The organism is Rhodovulum imhoffii, assembly GCF_003046545.1.
Taxonomy (GTDB): Bacteria; Pseudomonadota; Alphaproteobacteria; order Rhodobacterales; family Rhodobacteraceae; genus Rhodovulum; species Rhodovulum imhoffii.
Genome location: NZ_QAAA01000001.1, coordinates 45,328 through 64,996 on the forward strand (window position 1 = coordinate 45,328; position 19,669 = coordinate 64,996).

The 19,669-nt window shown below is 62.7% G+C and carries 21 protein-coding genes; 16 read left to right on the top strand and 5 right to left on the bottom strand.

What is annotated here, in order from left to right:
* Nucleotides 1–141: 141 nt before the first annotated feature.
* The 7 genes from C8N32_RS00240 (at nt 142) to C8N32_RS00270 (ending at nt 6,976) form a co-directional block, all read left to right on the top strand.
* The gene (locus C8N32_RS00240) at nt 142–507 is read left to right on the top strand and encodes a helix-turn-helix domain-containing protein (protein ID WP_107890464.1); all 366 of its coding nucleotides are present in this window, start codon (nt 142–144) and stop codon (nt 505–507) included.
* Between the two features lie 78 nt (nt 508–585).
* Nucleotides 586–1,380, top strand: coding sequence for an inositol monophosphatase family protein (locus C8N32_RS00245; RefSeq protein WP_107890465.1), 795 nt, complete (start codon nt 586–588; stop codon nt 1,378–1,380).
* 77 nt (nt 1,381–1,457) lie between these two features.
* The gene (mgtE, locus tag C8N32_RS00250; RefSeq protein WP_107890466.1) at nt 1,458–2,852 is read left to right on the top strand and encodes a magnesium transporter; all 1,395 of its coding nucleotides are present in this window, start codon (nt 1,458–1,460) and stop codon (nt 2,850–2,852) included.
* 9 nt (nt 2,853–2,861) lie between these two features.
* Nucleotides 2,862–3,452 carry a 5-formyltetrahydrofolate cyclo-ligase gene (locus C8N32_RS00255; RefSeq protein ID WP_107890467.1) on the top strand — a complete coding sequence of 197 codons (591 nt, stop codon included), beginning with the start codon at nt 2,862–2,864 and terminating at the stop codon, nt 3,450–3,452.
* A gap of 39 nt (nt 3,453–3,491) precedes the next feature.
* Entirely contained in the window at nt 3,492–4,304 is an 813-nt protein-coding gene (locus C8N32_RS00260; RefSeq protein WP_107890755.1) for a TIGR00282 family metallophosphoesterase, read from the top strand.
* A 73-nt stretch (nt 4,305–4,377) separates the two neighbouring features.
* Complete coding sequence (locus tag C8N32_RS00265; RefSeq protein WP_107890468.1) at nt 4,378–6,159, top strand: SLC13 family permease; 1,782 nt, start codon at nt 4,378–4,380, stop codon at nt 6,157–6,159.
* Nucleotides 6,160–6,235: 76 nt separating this feature from the next.
* Complete coding sequence (locus tag C8N32_RS00270) at nt 6,236–6,976, top strand: YebC/PmpR family DNA-binding transcriptional regulator (protein ID WP_107890469.1); 741 nt, start codon at nt 6,236–6,238, stop codon at nt 6,974–6,976.
* Nucleotides 6,977–7,073: 97 nt separating this feature from the next.
* On the opposite strand, the gene C8N32_RS15430 is transcribed toward C8N32_RS00270, so the two are convergent.
* Nucleotides 7,074–8,534 (bottom strand): c-type cytochrome, encoded by a 1,461-nt coding sequence (locus tag C8N32_RS15430; RefSeq protein WP_274610755.1) that lies wholly within the window; start codon nt 8,532–8,534, stop codon nt 7,074–7,076.
* A gap of 280 nt (nt 8,535–8,814) precedes the next feature.
* Here C8N32_RS15430 and C8N32_RS00280 point away from each other — a divergent pair, with 280 nt between their 5' ends.
* Both C8N32_RS00280 and C8N32_RS00285 read left to right on the top strand, forming a co-directional pair.
* Nucleotides 8,815–9,729 carry a DMT family transporter gene (locus C8N32_RS00280; protein ID WP_107890470.1) on the top strand — a complete coding sequence of 305 codons (915 nt, stop codon included), beginning with the start codon at nt 8,815–8,817 and terminating at the stop codon, nt 9,727–9,729.
* A gap of 72 nt (nt 9,730–9,801) precedes the next feature.
* On the top strand, nt 9,802–10,038 hold the full coding sequence (locus C8N32_RS00285) for an HP1242/YdcH family protein (RefSeq protein WP_107890471.1): 237 nt from the start codon (nt 9,802–9,804) through the stop codon (nt 10,036–10,038).
* Nucleotides 10,039–10,041: 3 nt separating this feature from the next.
* Here C8N32_RS00285 and C8N32_RS00290 read toward each other — a convergent pair whose 3' ends face one another.
* From C8N32_RS00290 to C8N32_RS00300, 3 genes are all read right to left on the bottom strand, one after another.
* Nucleotides 10,042–10,509, bottom strand: a complete 468-nt coding sequence (locus tag C8N32_RS00290) for an SRPBCC family protein (protein ID WP_107890472.1) — start codon at nt 10,507–10,509, stop codon at nt 10,042–10,044.
* A gap of 52 nt (nt 10,510–10,561) precedes the next feature.
* Nucleotides 10,562–11,965 carry a helix-turn-helix domain-containing protein gene (locus tag C8N32_RS00295; protein WP_107890473.1) on the bottom strand — a complete coding sequence of 468 codons (1,404 nt, stop codon included), beginning with the start codon at nt 11,963–11,965 and terminating at the stop codon, nt 10,562–10,564.
* Between the two features lie 66 nt (nt 11,966–12,031).
* A complete protein-coding gene (locus C8N32_RS00300) occupies nt 12,032–13,261 on the bottom strand; it encodes a multidrug effflux MFS transporter (RefSeq protein ID WP_107890474.1) in 1,230 nt (409 codons plus the stop codon).
* Nucleotides 13,262–13,441: 180 nt separating this feature from the next.
* Here C8N32_RS00300 and C8N32_RS00305 point away from each other — a divergent pair, with 180 nt between their 5' ends.
* The 7 genes from C8N32_RS00305 to C8N32_RS00330 all read left to right on the top strand — a co-directional run bounded on the left by C8N32_RS00305 (nt 13,442) and on the right by C8N32_RS00330 (nt 19,101).
* Nucleotides 13,442–14,974 carry an acyl-CoA carboxylase subunit beta gene (locus tag C8N32_RS00305; RefSeq protein ID WP_107890475.1) on the top strand — a complete coding sequence of 511 codons (1,533 nt, stop codon included), beginning with the start codon at nt 13,442–13,444 and terminating at the stop codon, nt 14,972–14,974.
* The gene (locus tag C8N32_RS00310; protein ID WP_107890476.1) at nt 14,974–15,321 is read left to right on the top strand and encodes a hypothetical protein; all 348 of its coding nucleotides are present in this window, start codon (nt 14,974–14,976) and stop codon (nt 15,319–15,321) included. Before C8N32_RS00305 ends, C8N32_RS00310 begins: the two co-directional genes overlap by 1 nt.
* The gene (locus C8N32_RS00315) at nt 15,318–15,716 is read left to right on the top strand and encodes a RidA family protein (RefSeq protein WP_107890477.1); all 399 of its coding nucleotides are present in this window, start codon (nt 15,318–15,320) and stop codon (nt 15,714–15,716) included. Before C8N32_RS00310 ends, C8N32_RS00315 begins: the two co-directional genes overlap by 4 nt.
* Before the next feature lie 184 nt (nt 15,717–15,900).
* Complete coding sequence (locus C8N32_RS15435) at nt 15,901–16,029, top strand: hypothetical protein (protein WP_274610754.1); 129 nt, start codon at nt 15,901–15,903, stop codon at nt 16,027–16,029.
* A 60-nt stretch (nt 16,030–16,089) separates the two neighbouring features.
* Nucleotides 16,090–16,446 (top strand): hypothetical protein, encoded by a 357-nt coding sequence (locus C8N32_RS00320; protein ID WP_107890478.1) that lies wholly within the window; start codon nt 16,090–16,092, stop codon nt 16,444–16,446.
* 325 nt (nt 16,447–16,771) lie between these two features.
* Complete coding sequence (locus C8N32_RS00325; protein ID WP_107890479.1) at nt 16,772–16,969, top strand: hypothetical protein; 198 nt, start codon at nt 16,772–16,774, stop codon at nt 16,967–16,969.
* 131 nt (nt 16,970–17,100) lie between these two features.
* A complete protein-coding gene (locus tag C8N32_RS00330; RefSeq protein WP_107890480.1) occupies nt 17,101–19,101 on the top strand; it encodes an acetyl-CoA carboxylase biotin carboxylase subunit in 2,001 nt (666 codons plus the stop codon).
* Nucleotides 19,102–19,172: 71 nt separating this feature from the next.
* Here the strand turns inward: C8N32_RS00330 and C8N32_RS00335 are convergent, their stop codons facing one another.
* Nucleotides 19,173–19,637: a DUF4174 domain-containing protein gene (locus C8N32_RS00335; protein ID WP_107890481.1), complete on the bottom strand. Its 465-nt coding sequence runs from the start codon at nt 19,635–19,637 to the stop codon at nt 19,173–19,175.
* Between the last annotated feature and the right edge of the window lie 32 nt (nt 19,638–19,669).

Sequence of the window (19,669 nt, forward strand, 5' to 3'; positions counted from 1 at the left end):
GTATTAGAAGGATTTTTGAGGCATCTTAACCCTTGTTGCGCGCATGTGTGCAAAGCGCATCAACCGCACCGAATTAATCTCACCCCCAATGGTTTTGGCACGGATGTTGCTTGGTGATGGGGGGAGATGGGAGAATTAAAAATGAAGCACCCTGTAGATGTTCACGTTGGAAAACGCATTCGGCACCGCCGGTGGATGGTGGGGATGACCCAGCAGCAACTGGCCGAGCGCGTTGGAATCAAATTTCAGCAAATTCAGAAATACGAAACCGGAATGAACCGTGTCAGCGCCTCCCGGATGTGGGATATCGCTGATGCGCTGGAGGTGCCGGTCAGCTTCTTCTTCGAGGGGGTCGGTCAGTCGCAGCCTCAATCGGTTGGGGATATGCCCGAAGACATCCTGGCCGATAAAGAGGCGCTTGAGCTGGTCCGGTCCTATTACGCGATTCCGGAAAATCAACGCCGCCGGCTGTTCGAACTGGCGCGCGTTCTCAGCGACGTGGCTTGACGTCCGCTTGACGCAGCCTCATGGCGGCGTTAGCGCCTTGGGGTGCCCCGCGCGGGCATCCCAGACGAAGGTGCCGCCATGTCCGATTTCGATGATTGCCTGATCCGGGTTGCCGATGCCCTTGCCGAAACTGCACGGCAGGAAACGTTGCGCTGTTTCCGAAGCGAGGCGCTGGGCGTGGACAACAAATCCGGCCATGGGTTCGATCCCGTTACCGCCGCCGATCGGGCTGCTGAGGCCGCCATGCGGGAAATCCTTTCCAGCGAACGTCCAGACGACGGAGTGTTGGGCGAAGAGTTCGGCCCGGTTCCGGGGCGAAGCGGGTTGACCTGGGTGCTGGACCCGATCGATGGAACGCGGGGCTATCTCAGCGGTACGCCGACCTGGGGGGTTCTGATCGCCGCGTGTAACGAGACGGGGCCAATATACGGCGTGATCGATCAGCCCTATATCGGGGAACGGTTCCGCGGCGGTTTGGGCCGGGCGGAGATGACCGGCCCCCGTGGCACCCGTGCCCTGCACTGCCGCGCTCCGCGCCCGCTGGACGAGGCGGTACTTTATACCACTTTCCCGGAAATCGGCACCCGTGCGGAGGCGCAGGCCTTTCAGGCGCTGTCGTCTCATGTCCGCCTGACACGCTATGGAATGGATTGCTATGCCTACGCGTTGCTGGCGCTGGGGCAAATCGACCTCGTTGTGGAGGCCGGCCTGCATGCCTATGATATCTGCGCGCCGATTGCCGTGGTTACCGCGGCGGGGGGAATCGTCACCGACTGGCAGGGCAACCCGGCCCATCATGGCGGCCAGGTGATCGCGGCCGCGAACACCGAAATCCATGCCCGGGCGCTGGCCTTTCTGAACGCGACGGGTTAAGTCCACCGCCGCGGCATCTTTCCCTGTTTCTTGCCGGAGCCATTCTATATCCTGACGCCAAAGCACCGGGGCGGGGCATGAGCGACACCACCAGCGAAACCACCACGGATCCGATCGAGAGCGACGAGGGTTACGCGCTCGACAACCGTACGGTGTCCGCCGTCCGGCTGGCCGTGGCGGCCGGAGATTCGCAGCGATTGGGAACGCTGCTCGACCCGCTCCACGCGGCCGACATTGCCGACCTTCTGGAGCAGGTCGACAGTGGTCACCGGCGTGAGATTCTGCTGCTGTGCCCCGCTCACTTTGACGGCGATGTCCTTTCGGAACTGGATGAAGGCCTGCGCGAGGAGGTGATCGGATTCCTGCCGCCCGACATTCTGGCCGAAGCCGTACGGGATCTGGAATCCGACGATGTCGTGGATCTTCTCGAGGATCTAGAGGAGCCGCAGCAGGCGGCGATTCTGGATGTTCTGGATGTGCCCGACCGGGTCGCGGTGGAAAAGGCGCTGAGCTATCCTGAATTTTCCGCCGGCCGCCTCATGCAGCGTGAGGTGGTGATGGCCCCGGAGCACTGGACCGTTGGGCAGGCCATCGATCATGTCCGGGCCAACAAGAAAACCCTGCCCGACCAGTTCTATCACCTCATCGTGGTGGACCCGCGTTTGCGCCCGGTGGGCTATGTGACCCTGGGCAAGCTTCTGGCGTCAAAACGATCGGTGAAACTGACGGCCCTCTTCGAGGACAGTTTCCGGACGATTCCGGTCAGCCAGCCTGAATCCGAGGTTGCCTACGCCTTCAACCAGTATCATCTGATCTCTGCGCCGGTGGTGGACGATGACGGGCGACTTGTCGGCGCCATCACCATTGACGACGCGATGACGGTGCTTGACGAAGAGCACGAGGAAGACATCCTGCGCCTCGCCGGCGTGGGGGAAAGCAGTCTGTCGGACCGGGTGATCGAAACGACGCGCCAGCGTTTTCCATGGCTGTTCGTGAATCTCGTGACGGCCATTCTTGCCTCGGTGGTGATCGCGCTGTTCGAGGACGCCATCGCCCAGATCGTTGCGCTTGCGGTGCTGATGCCGATTATCGCTTCCATGGGGGGGAATGCGGGGACGCAGTCCCTGACCGTTGCGGTGCGGGCGCTGGCGACGAAGGACCTTACCGGCTCCAACGTCTGGCGCGTTGTCCGGCGGGAACTGGCGGTGGGTCTGATCAACGGTGCGGCTTTCGCGCTGGTGATGGGGGCTGTCAGCCTGGTCTGGTTCGGATCCCCGGATCTGGGGGTGGTGATTGCTATCGCGATGATCGTCAATCTTGCCATCGCCGCGCTGGCGGGAATATTGATTCCGGTCACCTTGGACAGGCTGGGGGTGGACCCTGCGCTGGCCTCCGGCACCTTTGTGACGACTGTTACCGATGTGGTCGGGTTCTTTGTTTTTCTTGGCCTTGCGGCGACGATTCTGCTTTAGGGAGGCACGATGAGCCTGCTGAAACGACGTGACCCGACTGTGCAAAAGGCGGGTATCCGAAAGAAAGTCCTTGCCCGGCGGCGGGAGGCCCATGAACAGGGGCCGGACGCTGCCGCGAACGGGCATTTGCTGGATGTCCTGCGCCCCCATGCGGGAAAGGTCATGTCCGGCTACATGCCGATCCGCTCCGAGATCGATCCGCGCCCGGCGCTGACGCAGATGGCGCGGCTTGGCCCGGTGGTGGTGCCGGTGATTCAGGGCGCGGGGTTGCCGCTGATCTTCCGTGTCTGGACGCCTGAAGCGAAGATGATCGACGGTCCCTTCGGGGCGCTTGTCCCGGCGGAGGGCGAGTTCCTGACGCCCGAGGTGCTGGTGGTTCCGCTGGTCGCTTTCGATGCCACGGGCAACCGTCTGGGCTATGGGGGCGGGTTTTATGACCGTACCCTCGCGCAACTGAGCGCGGCGGGGCAGGTTCTGGCACTTGGCTTTGCCTATGCAGCCCAGGAATATGCCGGGATTCTGCCGTGTGAAGACACCGACTGGCGTCTTGATATGGTCGTGACCGAGGTCGGTGCGCGACGCTTCGATCCGCCCGCATAGGGCTTGCCCTTCGCCGGGGGGCGGCGTACCCCTTTGACCATGAAGATCCTGTTTCTCGGAGACGTGATGGGCCGCGCCGGGCGCGCCGCCATCGGTGAGCACCTGCCCAGGCTGCGGGAGGCCTGGGGGCTGGATTTCGTTGTCGTCAATGCTGAAAACGCCACCCAGGGGGCCGGGCTGACACCGGAGCACGGGAAGGATCTTCTGGCTGCGGGGGCCGATTGCCTGACCTTGGGCGACCACGCGTTCGACCGTAAGGAGATGCTGTCGTTCATTGAAAAAGAGCCCCGGATCCTGCGCCCGCTGAACTACGCCAGGGGGGCGCCGGGCAAAGGGGCGCGGCTGTTCGAGGCGCGGGGCGGGCGGAAGATCCTTGTGGTGCAGGCTTTGGGGCAGGTGTTCATGAAGCGCCCTTTCGACGATCCGTTTTCCGCGCTGGATCAGGTGCTGAAGGCGCATCCGCTGGGCGGGCTGGCGCAGGCGATTCTGGTCGACATGCATTGCGAGGCAACCTCGGAGAAGATGGCCACGGGACATTTCTGTGACGGGCGGGCCTCTGCGGTGGTGGGCACCCATACCCACGTCCCCACGGGGGATGCGCAGATTCTGCCGGCCGGCACGGCGTTTCTGTCCGATGCCGGGATGTGCGGGGATTACAATTCCGTCATCGGAATGGACAAGGCCGAACCGATGCACCGCTTCCTGACGGGCATGTCCAAAGGGCGCTTTACCCCTGCGGAGGGGGAGGCGACACTTTCGGGCCTTTATGTCGAAACCGATGACCGAACCGGCAAGGCGCACCGCGTGGCGATGGTGCGCCAGGGGGGGCGGCTGGAGCCGTCCGGGCCATAGGGGTGCATTCGGCGCTTGTAAGCAGGCGTCCCGCCGCTAAAACTGGGGCCGCTTGTCTGCCGAAGGCTTCCGGATGGTATCTCAGCTTCTTTCCCCGACTGGCACGGCGCTGCTCTCGCTCGCGGTTGTCGGGGTTATGTTCGTCCTTTTCGTCCGTGAACGATACCCGGCCGAAGTAATCGCCATCGCGGGGGCCACGCTGATGCTGGTGCTTGGTATCCTGCCCTATGGACGCGCGCTGGAGGTGCTTTCAAACCCCGCGCCCTGGACCATCGCGGCGATGTTCATCGTCATGGGGGCGCTGGTGCGCACCGGTGCGCTGGACTGGTTCACCCGCGCGGCGGAAAACAACGCGCGCACGCGTCCGGCCGCGGCGATCGTCGGGTTGATGGGCTTCGTGGTGCTGGCCTCCGCCGTGGTGTCGAACACCCCGGTGGTGGTGGTCATGATTCCGGTTTTTGTGCAACTGGCACGCAGCCTTGGGGTGTCCGCCTCCAAGCTGCTGATCCCGCTGTCCTACGCGGCCATTCTCGGGGGGACGCTGACGCTGATCGGAACCTCCACGAATCTTTTGGTCGACGGTGTCGCGCGGGCGCAGGGCCTGGCTCCGTTTCGTATTTTCGAGGTCACGCCACTGGCGGCCATTCTGGTTGTCTGGGGCATGATCTACCTTCGTTTCTTTGCGTCCCGTCTGTTGCCGGAGCGCGACAGCATGGCCACGCTGCTGTCGGACAAATCGAAGATGAAGTTTTTTACCGAGGCCGTTATCCCCCCCGACAGCAACCTGATCGGGCGTGAGGTCCTGGGCGTGCAACTGTTCAAACGCGAAGGTGTGCGGCTGATCGACGTGATCCGGGGCGATAATTCCCTGCGCCACAACCTGAAGGGCGTGACCCTTCAGGTTGGGGATCGTGTCGTGCTGCGTACCGCGATGACGGAGTTGCTGTCGCTTCAGCGCGACAAAAGCCTGCGCCGGGTAGATCAGCTTTCGGCGGTGGAAACGTCGACCGTCGAGGTGCTGATTTCGCCGGGATGCCGCATGATCGGGCGCTCTTTGGGGTCCATGCGGCTGCGGCGGCGTTACGGGGTGTACGTTATCGCGGTGCACAGGAGAAACCAGAATATCGGTCGCCAGAAAATCGACGACCTCGTCGTGCGTGTGGGGGATACGCTGCTTCTGGAAGGTGCCCCCGCCGATATCAAGCGCATGGCCAATGACATGGAATTGGTGGATATCTCACACCCTTCCGGGCGGGCCTACCGCCGGGCGCATGCCCCGGTGGCGATTGCCGCGCTGTTGGGGATCGTGGCGCTGGCCGCGTTCGGGGTTGCGCCTATCTTCCTGTTGGCGCTGGTCTCCGTCGCTGTGGTGCTGCTGACCCGGTGCATCGACGCAGAGGAGGCGTTCTCCTTCGTCGATGGGCGGCTTCTTGCGCTGATCTTTTCGATGCTGGCGGTGGGGGCGGCACTGGAGTCCTCGGGCGCGGTGAGATTGATCGTGGATACGGTGGCGCCGGGGATGGAAATGTTGCCGCCCTTCCTGATTGTATGGGCAGTCTATCTGCTGACATCCGTTCTGACGGAACTGGTTTCCAACAATGCGGTGGCGGTGGTGGTGACTCCTATCGCCATAGGGCTGGCGCAGGCGTTGGGGGTGGATCCACGCCCGCTGGTTGTGGCGGTGATGATCGCGGCCTCGGCCAGCTTTGCAACGCCGATCGGATACCAGACCAACATGATGGTCTATGGCCCCGGCGGGTACAAGTTCACGGATTTCCTGCGGGTCGGCATCCCGTTGAACCTTACGGTCGGGGTGTTGGCCTCAGCGTTGATTCCAGTCTTCTGGCCACTCTAGAAAGGGCCGGGCTTGCAGCAAGCCGGGGGCCTGACATATAGAACCCCAATCTTGAATTCAGGCTGAAAGGGTATCCATGGCAGGCCATTCCAAATGGGCGAACATCCAGCACCGCAAGGGCCGGCAGGACGCGGCCCGGTCCAAGCTGTTCTCGAAGCTGTCCAAGGAAATCACCGTCGCGGCGAAAATGGGCGACCCGGACCCGGACAAGAATCCACGTCTGCGGCTGGCCGTGAAAGAGGCAAAGTCGAACTCGATGCCCAAGGACAACATAGAGCGAGCGATCAAGAAGGCTTTGGGGGGAGAAGGCGATACCTATGAGGAAATCCGCTACGAAGGGTACGGCCCTGGCGGTGTTGCGGTGATTGTCGAGGCGATGACCGACAATCGCAACCGCACCGCGTCGAACGTGCGCTCCACCTTTACCAAGAACGGCGGCAATCTGGGGGAAACCGGCTCCGTCGGGTTCATGTTCGAGCGCAAGGGAGAGGTGACGTACCCTGTTTCGGCAGGGGATGTGGACACCGTGATGATGGCCGCGATCGAGGCCGGGGCCGAAGATGTGGAAAGTTCGGAAGATGGTCATGTCGTCTACTGTGCCGATACGGACCTGAACGAGGTCGCCATCGCGCTGGAGAAAGAGTTGGGAGAAAGCGAGTCGACCAAGTTGATCTGGAAGCCCTCCACCACGACTGAACTGGATCTGGACGGCATGCAGAAGCTGATGAAGCTGGTCGATGCGCTGGAGGATGACGACGACGTACAGCGTGTCACAACCAATTTTGAAGCCAGTGACGAGGTCCTTGCCCAACTGTGAGCCGCTGAACGGGGCTATCAAACGAAGAGGGCCGGTTGCATGCAACCGGCCCTTTTGGGTTTGAGAGAGCGCAGCCCGAAGGCTGCCGCCATCCCGGTTATTGTTGTGCCAGGGTCACGAGATACGCATATATGTCGTAGGCTTCTTCTTCCTTGCGGACCTTGTGGGTCATGTCACCACGGGCGCGGTCGTCGGTCAGGTAGCCCCGCAGGTACGGGGTGGGGTCCTGAACGTATTTCACGAATTCTTCTTCGATCCATTCCAGCCCGGCTTCACCGGCGGCGGTCATGGATTTTGAATACTTGAAGTCTTCGACATGGCCCGCCACGCGCCCCGGAACGCCGTAAAGGTTCGGTCCGATCTTGGCGTTGCGGCCGGCCAGCATTTCGCCGGTGTCATTGACGACGACATGGCAGGTCATGCACTGGCGAAAGGCTTTTTCACCCGCAGCGGGGTCACCCGAGAAGGCCACTGCGATGACAGCGGCTTCCTCTGCGGGGGCTTCCTCCGTGGCCTCTTCGGTCACGGCTTCCTCTGCGGGGGTTTCTTCGGTGACCTCTTCGGTCACGGCTTCCTCTGCGGGGGTTTCTTCCGTGGCCTCTTCGGTCACGGTTTCCTCTGCGGGGGTTTCTTCCGTGGCCTCTTCGGTTGCGGTTTCCTCTGCGGGGGCTTCTTCGGTGACCTCTTCGGTCACGGTTTCCTCTGCGGGGGTTTCTTCCGTGGCCTCTTCGGTTGCGGTTTCCTCTGCGGGGGCTTCTTCGGTGGCCTCTTCGGTCACGGCTTCCTCTGCGGGGGTTTCTTCGGTGACCTCTTCGGTCACGGCTTCCTCTGCGGGGGCTTCTTCGGTAACCTCTTCGGTCACGGCTTCCTCTGTGGGGGCTTCCCCGGCGAGGGCGGCAGATTTACCCGCCAGTTCGGCAGCGCGTTCTGCGAGAGCGTTGTATTCTGCAGCCAGAGCAGCCGCTTGCTCAGCGAGCGTTTGGGCGTTGGAGGAGGCGAGGGCCTCTGTAGGGGTTTCCACCGTGGCCTCTTCAGTCACGGTTTCCTCTGCGGGGGTTTCTTCCGTGGCCTCTTCAGTCACGGTTTCCTCTGCGGGGACTTCTTCGGTGACCTCTTCGGTCGCGGTTTCCTCTGCGGGGGTTTCTTCGGTGACCTCTTCGGTCGCGGCTTCCTCTGCGGGGGTTTCTTCGGTGGCCTCTTCGGTCACGGCTTCCTCTGCGGGGGTTTCTTCCGTGGCCTCTTCGGTTGCGGTTTCCTCTGCGGGGGCTTCTTCGGTGACCTCTTCGGTCACGGTTTCCTCTGCGGGGGCTTCTTCGGTGACCTCTTCGGTCACGGTTTCCTCTGCGGGGGTTTCTTCGGTGGCCTCTTCGGTTGCGGTTTCCTCTGCGGGGGTTTCCTCCGTGGCCTCTTCGGTCACGTTCTCTTCGGCGGTGGCTTCCTCGACAGCCGCTTCTTCCGCAGGTGCAACGGCTTCCTTCGGGGTCGGGTCATTGGTGGTGGCGGCAAAGATGACCCAAAGCAGCCCCAGGGCGGGGGCTGCGAAGATCAAGCGGGCCAAGTTCTGATTTTTTGACATCGTTAATCCTTTTCACTTCCGTTTCCGGAAAACGGCAGGGCCGTTTCGGCGGCTTTCGGCGGGATCGCAGCGACCCCCGATATGAGACGGCGCACAAACCTTCGCCCGAGGTAAATCAGAGAGCGAAAAAAGGCCGCACCAACTCCCCGCACACCTTAACGGTATGTGCCAGGGCTGACAGCCTCGAATCGCAGCAAGCGGCGCTGTGGCGCACCCCCGTGTGGATCTTGCTGCCGGCGGGAAGCGGTGCTTAAGCTTTCCCATGGTTGCCATTTCAGACACTGCACCTGCTCCGCGCCCTTTGGAGGGCATGCTCTGGATGTTCGCCACCGGGGTGAATTTTCTTATGGTCACTGCATTGGTAAAAATCGTGGGCAGCAGCCTCCCGGCTGCACAGGCGGCTTTCCTGCGCTATCTTCTGGGCTTGGTGTTCCTGCTGCCGTTTCTGGTGCCACTGATGCGGCTGGGTATGCGTGAGCGCCCCTGGAAGCTTTACATCCTGCGCGGGCTTTTTCACGGTTTGGGCGTGCTGACATGGTTCTACGCCATGACGCGCATCCCCATCGCCGAAGTTACGGCAATGAACTATCTCAACCCGGTTTATGTGACTCTGGGGGCTGCACTCTTCATGGGGGAAAAATTGGCATGGCGGCGCGTTACAGCGATTGCGGTGGCATTCCTTGGGGTTCTGGTGATTTTGCGCCCGGGTTTTCGGGAGATTTCGGACGGGCATGTTGTCATGCTTTTCACTGCGGTGTTTTTCGCCGGGTCTTATCTTGCGGCAAAACGACTGAGCGCGGGGGAGGATGCCGGCGTCATCGTGGCGATGCTGTCGATCACCGTGACGATCCTGCTGGCCCCGGTGGCCGTGGCGGTCTGGGTGCCGCCCGCGCCGGTGGACCTTGTGTGGTTGTTTCTGGTGGCGCTTTTCGCAACGGCCGGGCATTACACGATGACGCGTGCGTTTCGTGCCGCGCCGCTGACGGTGACGCAACCGGTAACGTTTTTGCAACTTGTCTGGGCAACGCTGTTGGGCTGGCTGGCCTTTGACGAGGTGGTGGATGGCTGGGTTCTGCTGGGTGGGGGGGTGATCCTTGCCGCGGTGGTGTTTCTGACATGGCGCGAGGCCGTGCTGAACCGCCGTGTCACGCCCGCAGCGGATGTGCCGAAGCTATAGCTTGATCCTGGTCAAGGGGTCTGGGGGGCAGGTCGGTTAAGCTCGTCGCGATAGCAACCAAAGGAGGCGCGCATGACGCATACACCCCACGGTCTCGCCGAGGATCTGCCCGATCTCGTGGACGCGATTCGCGAAAAGAAGGAGCAAGACGCCCATTTTGCCCGGCTGGTTGAGGACTATCAGAAGATCAACGAAGCCGTCCACCTGGCGGAAACCGATGTGGAACCCACCGACGATCTTCACATGAACGAGATGCGCAAGAAGCGCATGGCCCTGAAGGATGAGATCTTCCGGCGCGTCTCCGCCTGAGGCTCAGGCTTCGTCGGACGTCTCTCCGGCGGGACCTTCGATTGCGCTTTGCAGGTTGTCGAAGAACTTGTCGGCCAGCCGCCGCGCGGTTCCGTGCAGCAGGCGGGAGCCCAGTTGGGCGAGCTTGCCCCCGATCTCGGCGGTCACCGTATATGTGAGTTCCGTGCCCTTCGGCCCATCGGCGAGCGCGACATCGGCGCGCCCCTTGGCGAAGCCCGCGACGCCGCCCTTGCCTTCGCCGGCGATGGTGTAACTTTCTTCGGGCACGATGTCGCTGACCGTCACGGTGCCGTGGAAGGTGGCCTTGACCGGGCCGACCTTTTGCGTGACCTCGGCTTCGAAGCCATTCTCCAGGGTTCCCTCAAGCGATTCGCAACCGGGGATCGTCTGGCGCAGTACCTCCGGGCTGGTCAGGTGCGCCCACACGGTTTCCCGGTTTGCCGTGAGGGTGCGGCTGCCGGTCAGTTCCATGGTGTCCTCCCCTTTTTTGCAATTAGAGGAGAATCAGGAGCGTCCGTCAAAGTTAATCGGCGATTTCGTAAGGCAGGATGCCACGACGGTCGAAATCGACCCAGAGACGGCGTTCCAGGGGGGGAACGGACCGCTGATGGCAATTGCGCCGCTCACAGATCCGGCAGGAAATGCCGATGGGTTCGAATGCGGCGGTTTTGCTCAGGTCCAGATCGTCGGCGTAGATCATCTGTTCGGCATAGGCGATTTCACAGCCCAGCCCGATGGCGAACCGGCGCACCGGCGCGTTCCAGGCCCCGCCGGGCTTTGAAACATCGCGCGCGAGACACAGATACCGTACTCCGTCGGGGGTTTCGGCCAATTGCCGCAAAAACCGGCCCGGCGTTTCAAACGCCCGGTGCATGTTCCAAAGCGGACAGGCCCCTCCGAATCGTGCAAACTGCAACCGCGTTGCGGAATGGCGCTTGGTAATGGTGCCCGCCTGATCGACCCGGACAAAGAAGAAGGGAACGCCCTTGGCGCCGGGTCGTTGCAAGGTGGAAAGCCGGTGGGCGACCTGTTCGATCGAGGCGCCAAAGCGGTCGGCCATCCGTTCGAGGTCGTGCCGGGTCTCCCGCGCGGTTTCGAGAAACGCGCGATAGGGCAAAAGCGCGGCCCCTGCAAAGTAGTTGGCCAGCCCGATCCGGGCGATATCGCGGGCTTCCTCGGTATGGAACCGGGCGAAGTCCAGCGTGGCTTCCAGAAGTTTGCCCTGGGTCATCAGCGCCACCTGGTGAAGGATCTGGAAGCGTTGTGTGGCCGGGGCGGTGCGTGCCGAAAGCGCCAGCACCCCGGCCTTCGGGTCGAAGCCGCGCAGGGCCGGGGTGTCGACGGTTTCCACGGCGATGCCCGCACGCTCCAGGATTTTCAGGGCGCGGGGCAGCGGATCGGCGCGGGTACCATCGGGGCAGGCGAAATGTTCGGCGGCACGGTCCACGGCGTCGATATAATTGTCGCAGTAGTGAAAAAAATCGCGGACTTCCTCCCACGGCGAAGGCGTCAGCGCCGCGTCCTCGCGGCCCAGCGCCTCGTCGAGCGAGGCGAGCCGTTCCCGTGTTTGCCGGTAGGCCCGGTGGAGGTTCAGGAAGGCCCGTGCCAGGGCCGGGGCGTTCGAGGCCGCCAGCCGCAGATCCGCCACCGGTGGCGGCGCATCGCCGAACACCGCGTCGGCGATGGCTTCGCGCAGGTCGGAGACCAGCCGCTCCGTATCGCCGGATGTCAGTTCCGTGACGTCGAACCCGAATTCCTGTGCCAGCGCCAGAACCACGCCGGTAGAGATCGGGCGGTTGTTGTTTTCCATCTGGTTCAGGTAAGGCAGCGATATGCCCAGCCGGGTGGCGAAGTCCTTCTGTGTCAGGCCCAGCCGGGCGCGGATCTCGCGCAGCTTGACCCCGGCATAAAGTTTCTGGGTCGCCATCGGCCCCTCTGAGTTTGCAGGTTTGCTGTTGTCAGGGGTAGCCTTTGCAAATCTGCGCCGCAAGGGTCAGCTTGGGCCTGGAAGCGGCCCTTTCACCCGGGTCACATGCATTACGTAAAGGGCAGCCAGCACCGAGGCCGCCGAACTGGCCAGCATCAGCAGCAAAAGCGGCACCGCATCCGACCCCGGCCCAAGAAGCGCCCCGGCCAGGGCCGAAAGCCCCGCACCCCCGGCGATCATGATCGCCCCGCCCAGCCCGCTGGCGGTTCCCGCCAGATGCGGGCGTACCGACAGCATGCCTGAAGTTGCGTTGGGCAGCAACATTCCGTTGCCCACCCCTACCGTTATCATCAGCCCGAAGAAGGTCAGGGGGTGGGTTGCCCCGGCCAGTGCCAGCCCCAGGGCAAGGGCCAGGCCGGCGGTGGTCAGTGCGGTGCCGCCGAGCATCATCAGGTTCAGGCCCACCCGTACCGAATACCGCCCGGAGAGGAAGTTTCCGCCCATGTAGCCTAGCGCGGTCAGCCCGAAGTAAAGCCCCAGTTGCGAGGGCGACAGGCCGTAGACCTGCGTGCCGACGAAGGGCGCGCCGCCCAGAAAGGCGAAAAACACGCCCGACGCACAGCTTGCAGCCAGCACGTAGCCCCAGAACCGGCGTGAGCTGAACAGTTCCGGGTATTCGCGTATCTGGGCGCGCAGGCTGCGCCCTGTGGTGGAAGAGGTTTCCCCCATGTCGGCCCAGCAGATTGCCAGAACCATCCCCCCCAGGATCAGCAGCATCGCGAAATTGGCTTTCCAGCCGAAGGCTTCATCCAGCACGCCGCCGATGGCGGGGCCGATCATCGGCACCATGGCCATGCCCATGGTGACATAGCCCAGCATGGAGGCAGCCTGGGCCTCGTCCACCATGTCGCGTACCGCCGCCCGGCTGAGGACCATCCCCGCCACGATTACCGATTGTGCCATGCGGAACAGAAGAAACACCTCTACTGTCGGGGCCAGAAGGCAACCCAGCGTGGCCAGCAGGAAGCCCATGATCGCCCAGAGCAGAACCGGGCGCCGGCCATAGCGGTCCGAGATCGGGCCAATCACCAGTTGCAACGCCGCGTTCGTTGCCAGGTAGAGCGCTACTGAAAGTTGCATGACGCGGTATTCGGTGGCGAAATATGCCGTCATCGCGGGCAGGGAGGGCAGGAAGATGTTCAGCGACAGTGCTGCAAGCCCCGAAAGAAGGACGAGTGTCACGATATGCGGAGGGGTTGTGCGGTCGAAAAGGCGCACGGTCGGTTTTTCTGGCATGAGATTGACCTACGGCGCCGCGTCGGGCTTGTCCATGCGTGATGAAACCGGGCAACTTGATTTGCAGTTTTGCGATTTGCCTGAAATATTCTGCCAATATTTTGCAAATTTACGGAATTATGCTTTGCTCACGCGTCACGCCCCGATAGGTTGCGCCAAACTGAAACGGGGGCACGCGTCATGAAAGATATCCTGAACGAGCTTGAAAGCCGCCGCGGGAATGCCCGTCTTGGCGGTGGGCAGAAGCGGATCGACAGTCAGCACGCCAAGGGCAAGCTGACCGCGCGAGAACGGATCGAGCTGCTGCTGGATGAAGACTCCTTCGAAGAATTCGACATGTTCGTTGCCCATCGCTGCACCGATTTCGGTATGCAGGACAGCCGCCCCTACGGCGATGGCGTGGTGACCGGCTGGGGCACCATCAACGGTCGCCAGGTCTATGTTTTCAGTCAGGATTTCACCGTCTTCGGCGGGTCGCTTTCGGAAACTCACGCCCAGAAGATCTGCAAGATCATGGATATGGCGGTGCAAAACGGCGCGCCGGTGATCGGGCTGAACGATTCGGGCGGTGCGCGCATCCAGGAAGGCGTGGCCTCTCTGGCGGGCTATGCCGAGGTGTTTCAACGCAATATCATGGCCTCGGGGGTGGTGCCGCAGATTTCCGTGATCATGGGGCCCTGTGCGGGGGGGGCGGTTTACAGCCCGGCCATGACCGATTTCATCTTCATGGTGCGCGACACGTCCTACATGTTCGTCACCGGCCCTGACGTGGTGAAGACGGTCACCAATGAGGTCGTCACAGCCGAGGAGCTGGGCGGCGCCTCCACCCACACCCGGAAATCCTCTGTTGCCGACGGTGCGTTCGATAACGATGTCGAGACGCTTTACGAAGTGCGCCGGCTTGTGGACTTCCTGCCGCTCAACAATCGTGGCAGCGCGCCGGTGCGCCCCTTTTTCGACGATCCGGGCCGGGTCGAGGATAGTCTCGACACGCTGATCCCCGATAACCCGAACCAGCCCTATGACATGAAGGAACTGATCCTGAAAATCGCCGACGAAGGCGATTTCTATGAGATCCAGGCCGATTATGCCGGAAACATCATCACCGGCTTTATCCGCATCGAAGGGCGCACCGTGGGGGTTGTCGCCAATCAGCCGATGGTGCTGGCCGGGTGTCTCGATATCGACAGTTCGCGTAAGGCGGCACGTTTCGTGCGGTTTTGCGACGCCTTCGAAATCCCGATCCTGACGCTGGTGGACGTGCCGGGGTTCCTGCCGGGGACCAGCCAGGAATATGGCGGTGTCATCAAGCACGGTGCGAAACTGCTTTATGCTTACGGCGAAGCCACCGTGCCGAAAGTGACGGTCATCACCCGCAAGGCCTATGGCGGTGCCTACGATGTCATGTCGTCCAAGCATCTTCGCGGGGATATCAACTACGCCTGGCCGACCGCGGAGATTGCCGTGATGGGGGCCAAGGGCGCAACCGAGATTCTCTATCGCAGCGAGTTGGGCGATGCGGAGAAGATCGCGCAGCGCACCGCAGATTACGAGGATCGTTTTGCCAATCCCTTTGTCGCGGCCGAGCGCGGCTTTATCGATGAGGTGATCCAGCCCCACAGTACCCGCCGCCGGGTTGCCCGCGCTTTTGCCGCCCTGCGCGGCAAGAAGCTGCAAAATCCCTGGAAGAAGCACGACAATATCCCGCTCTGATGGCCCGTACCTGGCATATTCTGCGTGAAGAGGGCGCGCTGACCATGGCGCGTCGTCTGCCTGTGCGCTTCGATCTCGCCGTGGAGACGACGTTCCCGCAGGCAGGGAAGAGACGGTTGGCCGCACAGATTCGCCAGGATATGTGGCGTGCCTTGAAGGGTATGCGGGGCTTTTCGCCGGCCGTGCGGGTGGAGGACTGCAAAAGCGGTCTTCGGGTGGTTGCGGGGGGGCAGGTGTCTGCGCCGTTTCCCCGCGCCCTGGCAGAGGCCCGTGTATCTGCGCTGCTTGCGGATCCTGTGCAGCGGCTGCGCTGGCTACGCTGCGCCCGGACGGGAGAACGCCCATGATGCCGCTGTTTCACATGGTGCCCGGGGCCCCGCGCCCGGTTGCGCCTTTTTCCCACGCGGCAGAGGCGGCAGGCTGTATTTTCCTGACCGGCCAGATGCCGACTGACCCGGATGCCCCGGATGCCCCCTTGCCGGTGGGGATTGCCGCCCAGACCCACAGGGTGATGGCAAACCTTTCCCTGGTTTTGCGCGGGCTTGGGCTGGATCTGTCTCATGTGGTGCAATGTCGGTGCTACCTGGCGGCGTTCGATCGGGATTACGCCACGTTCAATGAAACCTACCGAACATACTTTGCCAGCGACCGTCTGCCGGCCCGGACCACGGTGGGCGTCAGTGGTCTGGCATTGGGCGCGCTGGTGGAAGTCGACTGCGTTGCAGTCCGTCCGGAGGAATAGGCATGTATGTCCGCTTGGGGATTTTGGGTGTGCCCGCGACAATTTGCGACCGAAAAACAGACTCATATGCAAGCCTGATGGAATGGAGTATTCTCACTCCGGGTCGATGCGATGTGACCCGTCACCAGTGGGGTATGGGCTGTGCAAGCGGCTCCGCTCCTCGCGAAAACAGAGGGAGTTTTGAATGTCCAGATCTGTCAAAGTCGTTCTTGCGCTGTCGCTCGTCGCGTTCGCAGCCGCCTGCGCCAAGCAGGAGCCCGTATATGTCGAGCCCGAGCCGGTACAGGCGGAACCGACTTACAACAAGCTCTGACTTTCGCTCGGGGCGGGCCTTCGGGGCCGCCCCTTGGCAGGGTCCCGCCGGGGGGCCCCGATGCTGAAGCACAAAGGGTTTCCCAGCCGTCTTCCCGGCACCGATTTCCAGTTCACCATCCGGCGCGCGAACAATCAGGGGGCAACCCGTCTTGTCGCGCGTGAACGATATGCCGACCGCCGCCCGGCGGATCGCCGTGCCGATGCCGGGTTCATGGCCGCACTTTGGCGTCATTTCGGAGAGGCGCCATTCGAGCGGGGGAACCTCGATGCCGGGCGCCTGTCGTGGCTGTTCGGGCGTGAGGTCGTCCCGGCCGAAGACCCTTTTGACCCGGAAAGTTACCATGCGCTTCTGCGGATCGATGCGGCCCGCGCCCGGACGACCTTCCCCGAAGTGTTCGAGGAGGCAGGCCGGTGACAAGCGGAACCTTGCCGTTCCTTTTTCGCCTTCGGCGGGAATTGGCCGAAACGCGCTTGTCTCAGGCGTGTGGGTTTGACAGCGGCTCTCCCCGTGACAATATCGTCTTGAGGATGCGCGCCTGTTCCCACTCTTGGCGGGCGTCCGTGGCACGAAGGTGTCAAACTTCCCCTGCTGCGTGGCCATGCCCTTCAAGGGGGTGGCCACGTTTTTCCATCCTGTTTGGTTTTGCCCGGCGATATCCTGCTCTGTCGCGCTGCGTCGCATTGCGCGGTGAGAAAGGGGGGGGTATGTCCTTTCGATCAGACAACTGGAGGATGGAAAAATGTCAAAGGCGATTGTCGCGATCTTGTGCGCGATTTCCGTGGCCGGCTGCAACATGTCGAATGACGGTGAGCGCGCAGTCACAGGGGCCGTGGCGGGGGCTGTCGTGGCCGACGTTCTGGATGAAAGCGTCGCGGCCGGGGCCGCGACCGGCGCCGCTGCCGGGGCGCTTTGTGACGACGTGGGTCTTTGCAACTGACGAAGTAACCGGGCGCGGGCCTTCCGTGCCTTGTGGCATGCACCCCCCATTCGCGGCTTTTCAGGCCGCGGGTGGGGGGTTTTCGTATTCCGGCCGGGATCGCGACCGGCCCAATTATGAAAGGGGCAGAAATGTTCGATAAGATCCTGATCGCAAACCGGGGTGAGATTGCTTGCCGGGTTATCAAAACGGCCCGCAAGATGGGCATCAGGACGGTCGCCGTCTATTCCGATGCCGACCGCAATGCCCTGCATGTTCAGATGGCAGACGAGGCCGTTCATATCGGACCCCCGCCGGCCAACCAGTCCTACATCGTGATCGACAAGGTCATGGAGGCGATCCGCAGGACCGGAGCGCAGGCGGTGCATCCGGGGTATGGCTTCCTGTCGGAAAACAAGCTTTTTGCCGAGGCGCTGGAGGCCGAAGGCGTGGCTTTTGTCGGTCCTCCGGCCAGTGCGATCGAGTCGATGGGCGACAAGATCACCTCGAAGAAGATCGCTGCGGAAGCGGGCGTCTCCACGGTGCCGGGCTATATGGGCCTGATCGCGGATGCCGAGGAAGCCGTCAGGATCAGCCGTCAGATCGGCTACCCGGTGATGATCAAGGCCTCCGCCGGGGGTGGTGGCAAAGGCATGCGAATCGCCTGGACCGACGAGGAGGCGCGTGAAGGCTTCCAGAGTTCGAAGAACGAGGCGGCGAGCAGTTTCGGCGATGATCGCATCTTCATCGAGAAATTCGTTACCCAGCCACGTCATATCGAGATCCAGGTTCTGGCCGACACGCATGGCAACTGCATCTATCTGGGGGAACGGGAGTGCTCGATCCAGCGCCGTAACCAGAAGGTCATCGAGGAGGCTCCCAGCCCCTTCCTTGACGAAGCCACCCGCAAGGCGATGGGCGAACAGGCTGTCGCGCTGGCCAAGGCCGTGGGCTATGCCAGCGCGGGGACGGTGGAGTTCATCGTGGACGGGGACAAGAACTTTTACTTCCTCGAGATGAACACCCGCCTTCAGGTCGAACACCCGGTGACCGAACTGATCACCGGGATCGACCTGGTGGAGCAGATGATCCGTGTCGCCAATGGTGAAAAGCTCAAGCCGGCGCAGGCGGATGTGAAGCTGACCGGCTGGGCCATTGAAAGCCGCCTGTATGCAGAAGATCCGTACCGCAACTTCCTGCCGTCCATCGGGCGTCTGACGCGGTACCGGCCGCCGGCGGAAACCGCCCACGAGGCGGCAGTGGTTCGCAACGATACCGGCGTTTACGAAGGCGGTGAGATCAGCATGTATTATGATCCGATGATCGCCAAACTGTGTACCTGGGCGCCGACCCGGGCGCAGGCGATCGAGGAAATGCGTACCGCGCTCGATGCGTTTGAGGTGGAGGGGATCGGCCACAACCTGCCGTTCCTGTCCGCGGTGATGGATCATCCGAAATTCTGCTCGGGGGAGATGACCACCGCCTTCATCGCCGAGGAATACCCCGAGGGTTTCGATGGGGTGAGCCTGTCGGAACCGGAACTTCGCAGGGTGGCGGCCGCGGCGGCGGCGATGTACCGCGTGATGGAAATCCGCCGGGCGCGCATTTCCGGCCGGATGGACAACCATGAACGCACCGTCGGCACGGATTGGGTGGTCGAGGCGCAGGATACCCGCTTTGCCGTGACGATCGAGGCGGACCAGGACGGTGCGACAGTCCATTTCGCGGAAGGTGACAGCCACCGTGTGACATCCGGCTGGGCGCCGGGGCAGACCCTTGCCCGGTTGGAGATCGATGGCGAGCCGCTGGTGCTGAAGGTGGAAAACGCCACCGCGGGCTTCCGGCTTCGGACCCGTGGGGCGGACATGATCGCGCGGGTCTACACGCCGCGCCAGGCGGAGTTGGCCTCTCTCATGCCGGAGAAGGTCGCCCCGGATACCTCGAAGCTGCTGCTGTGCCCGATGCCGGGCCTGATCGTGAAGATCAACGTCGAGGAAGGACAAGAGGTTCAGGAAGGTCAGGCGCTTTGCACGGTGGAGGCGATGAAGATGGAAAATATCCTGCGGGCCGAGCGCAAGGCCGTTGTCAGCAGGATCAATGCCGGTCCGGGCGACAGCCTCGCCGTGGATGAAGTCATCATGGAGTTCGAGTAACCCGTGCTGCCCGCTGGCCGGATACCGATATGCCTGCGCGACATGCGCAGACGGCGCCGGCCGGCGGGGGGTTACCGGCGGCCATGTTCATGGCGGATTTCCTGCTGGCGCAGGGGAAACTTGTCGATGGAGCGGGTGATCTCGCGCACGTCCCACGGGAAGGGTTTGCGCAGTTTGACCCCGCCATCCTTGCCGATTACCACCAGCATGAAGCCGCGCGGGCGCAATTTTTCCCGCAGGGGGGAGACCGGCTCCGGCCGGGTATCGGTCACGACGACCACATCGCGCCGGGCCAGTTCCCCGATCCGGGCGGTCAGCAGGTCCATCTGTTCCTGGAACAGAGGGTTGGCGGGGCTGTCGGCAAACACCACCACCGGGCGGGCCACCCACAGGAAGTCTTCCAGCGCGGTTTCGGATGCGTCCAGAACGGTGGTCTGGTCCGCCTGCCAGCGGGCCAGAGGTGTGGCATCGACGGCGTGCCCGGCTTGCGGGGCAAGGGCCAGGGCGATGGCCAGCGCAACAGACAGTTTTTTCATGCAACCTCCTGCTGCGCATCATATAGGCGGGG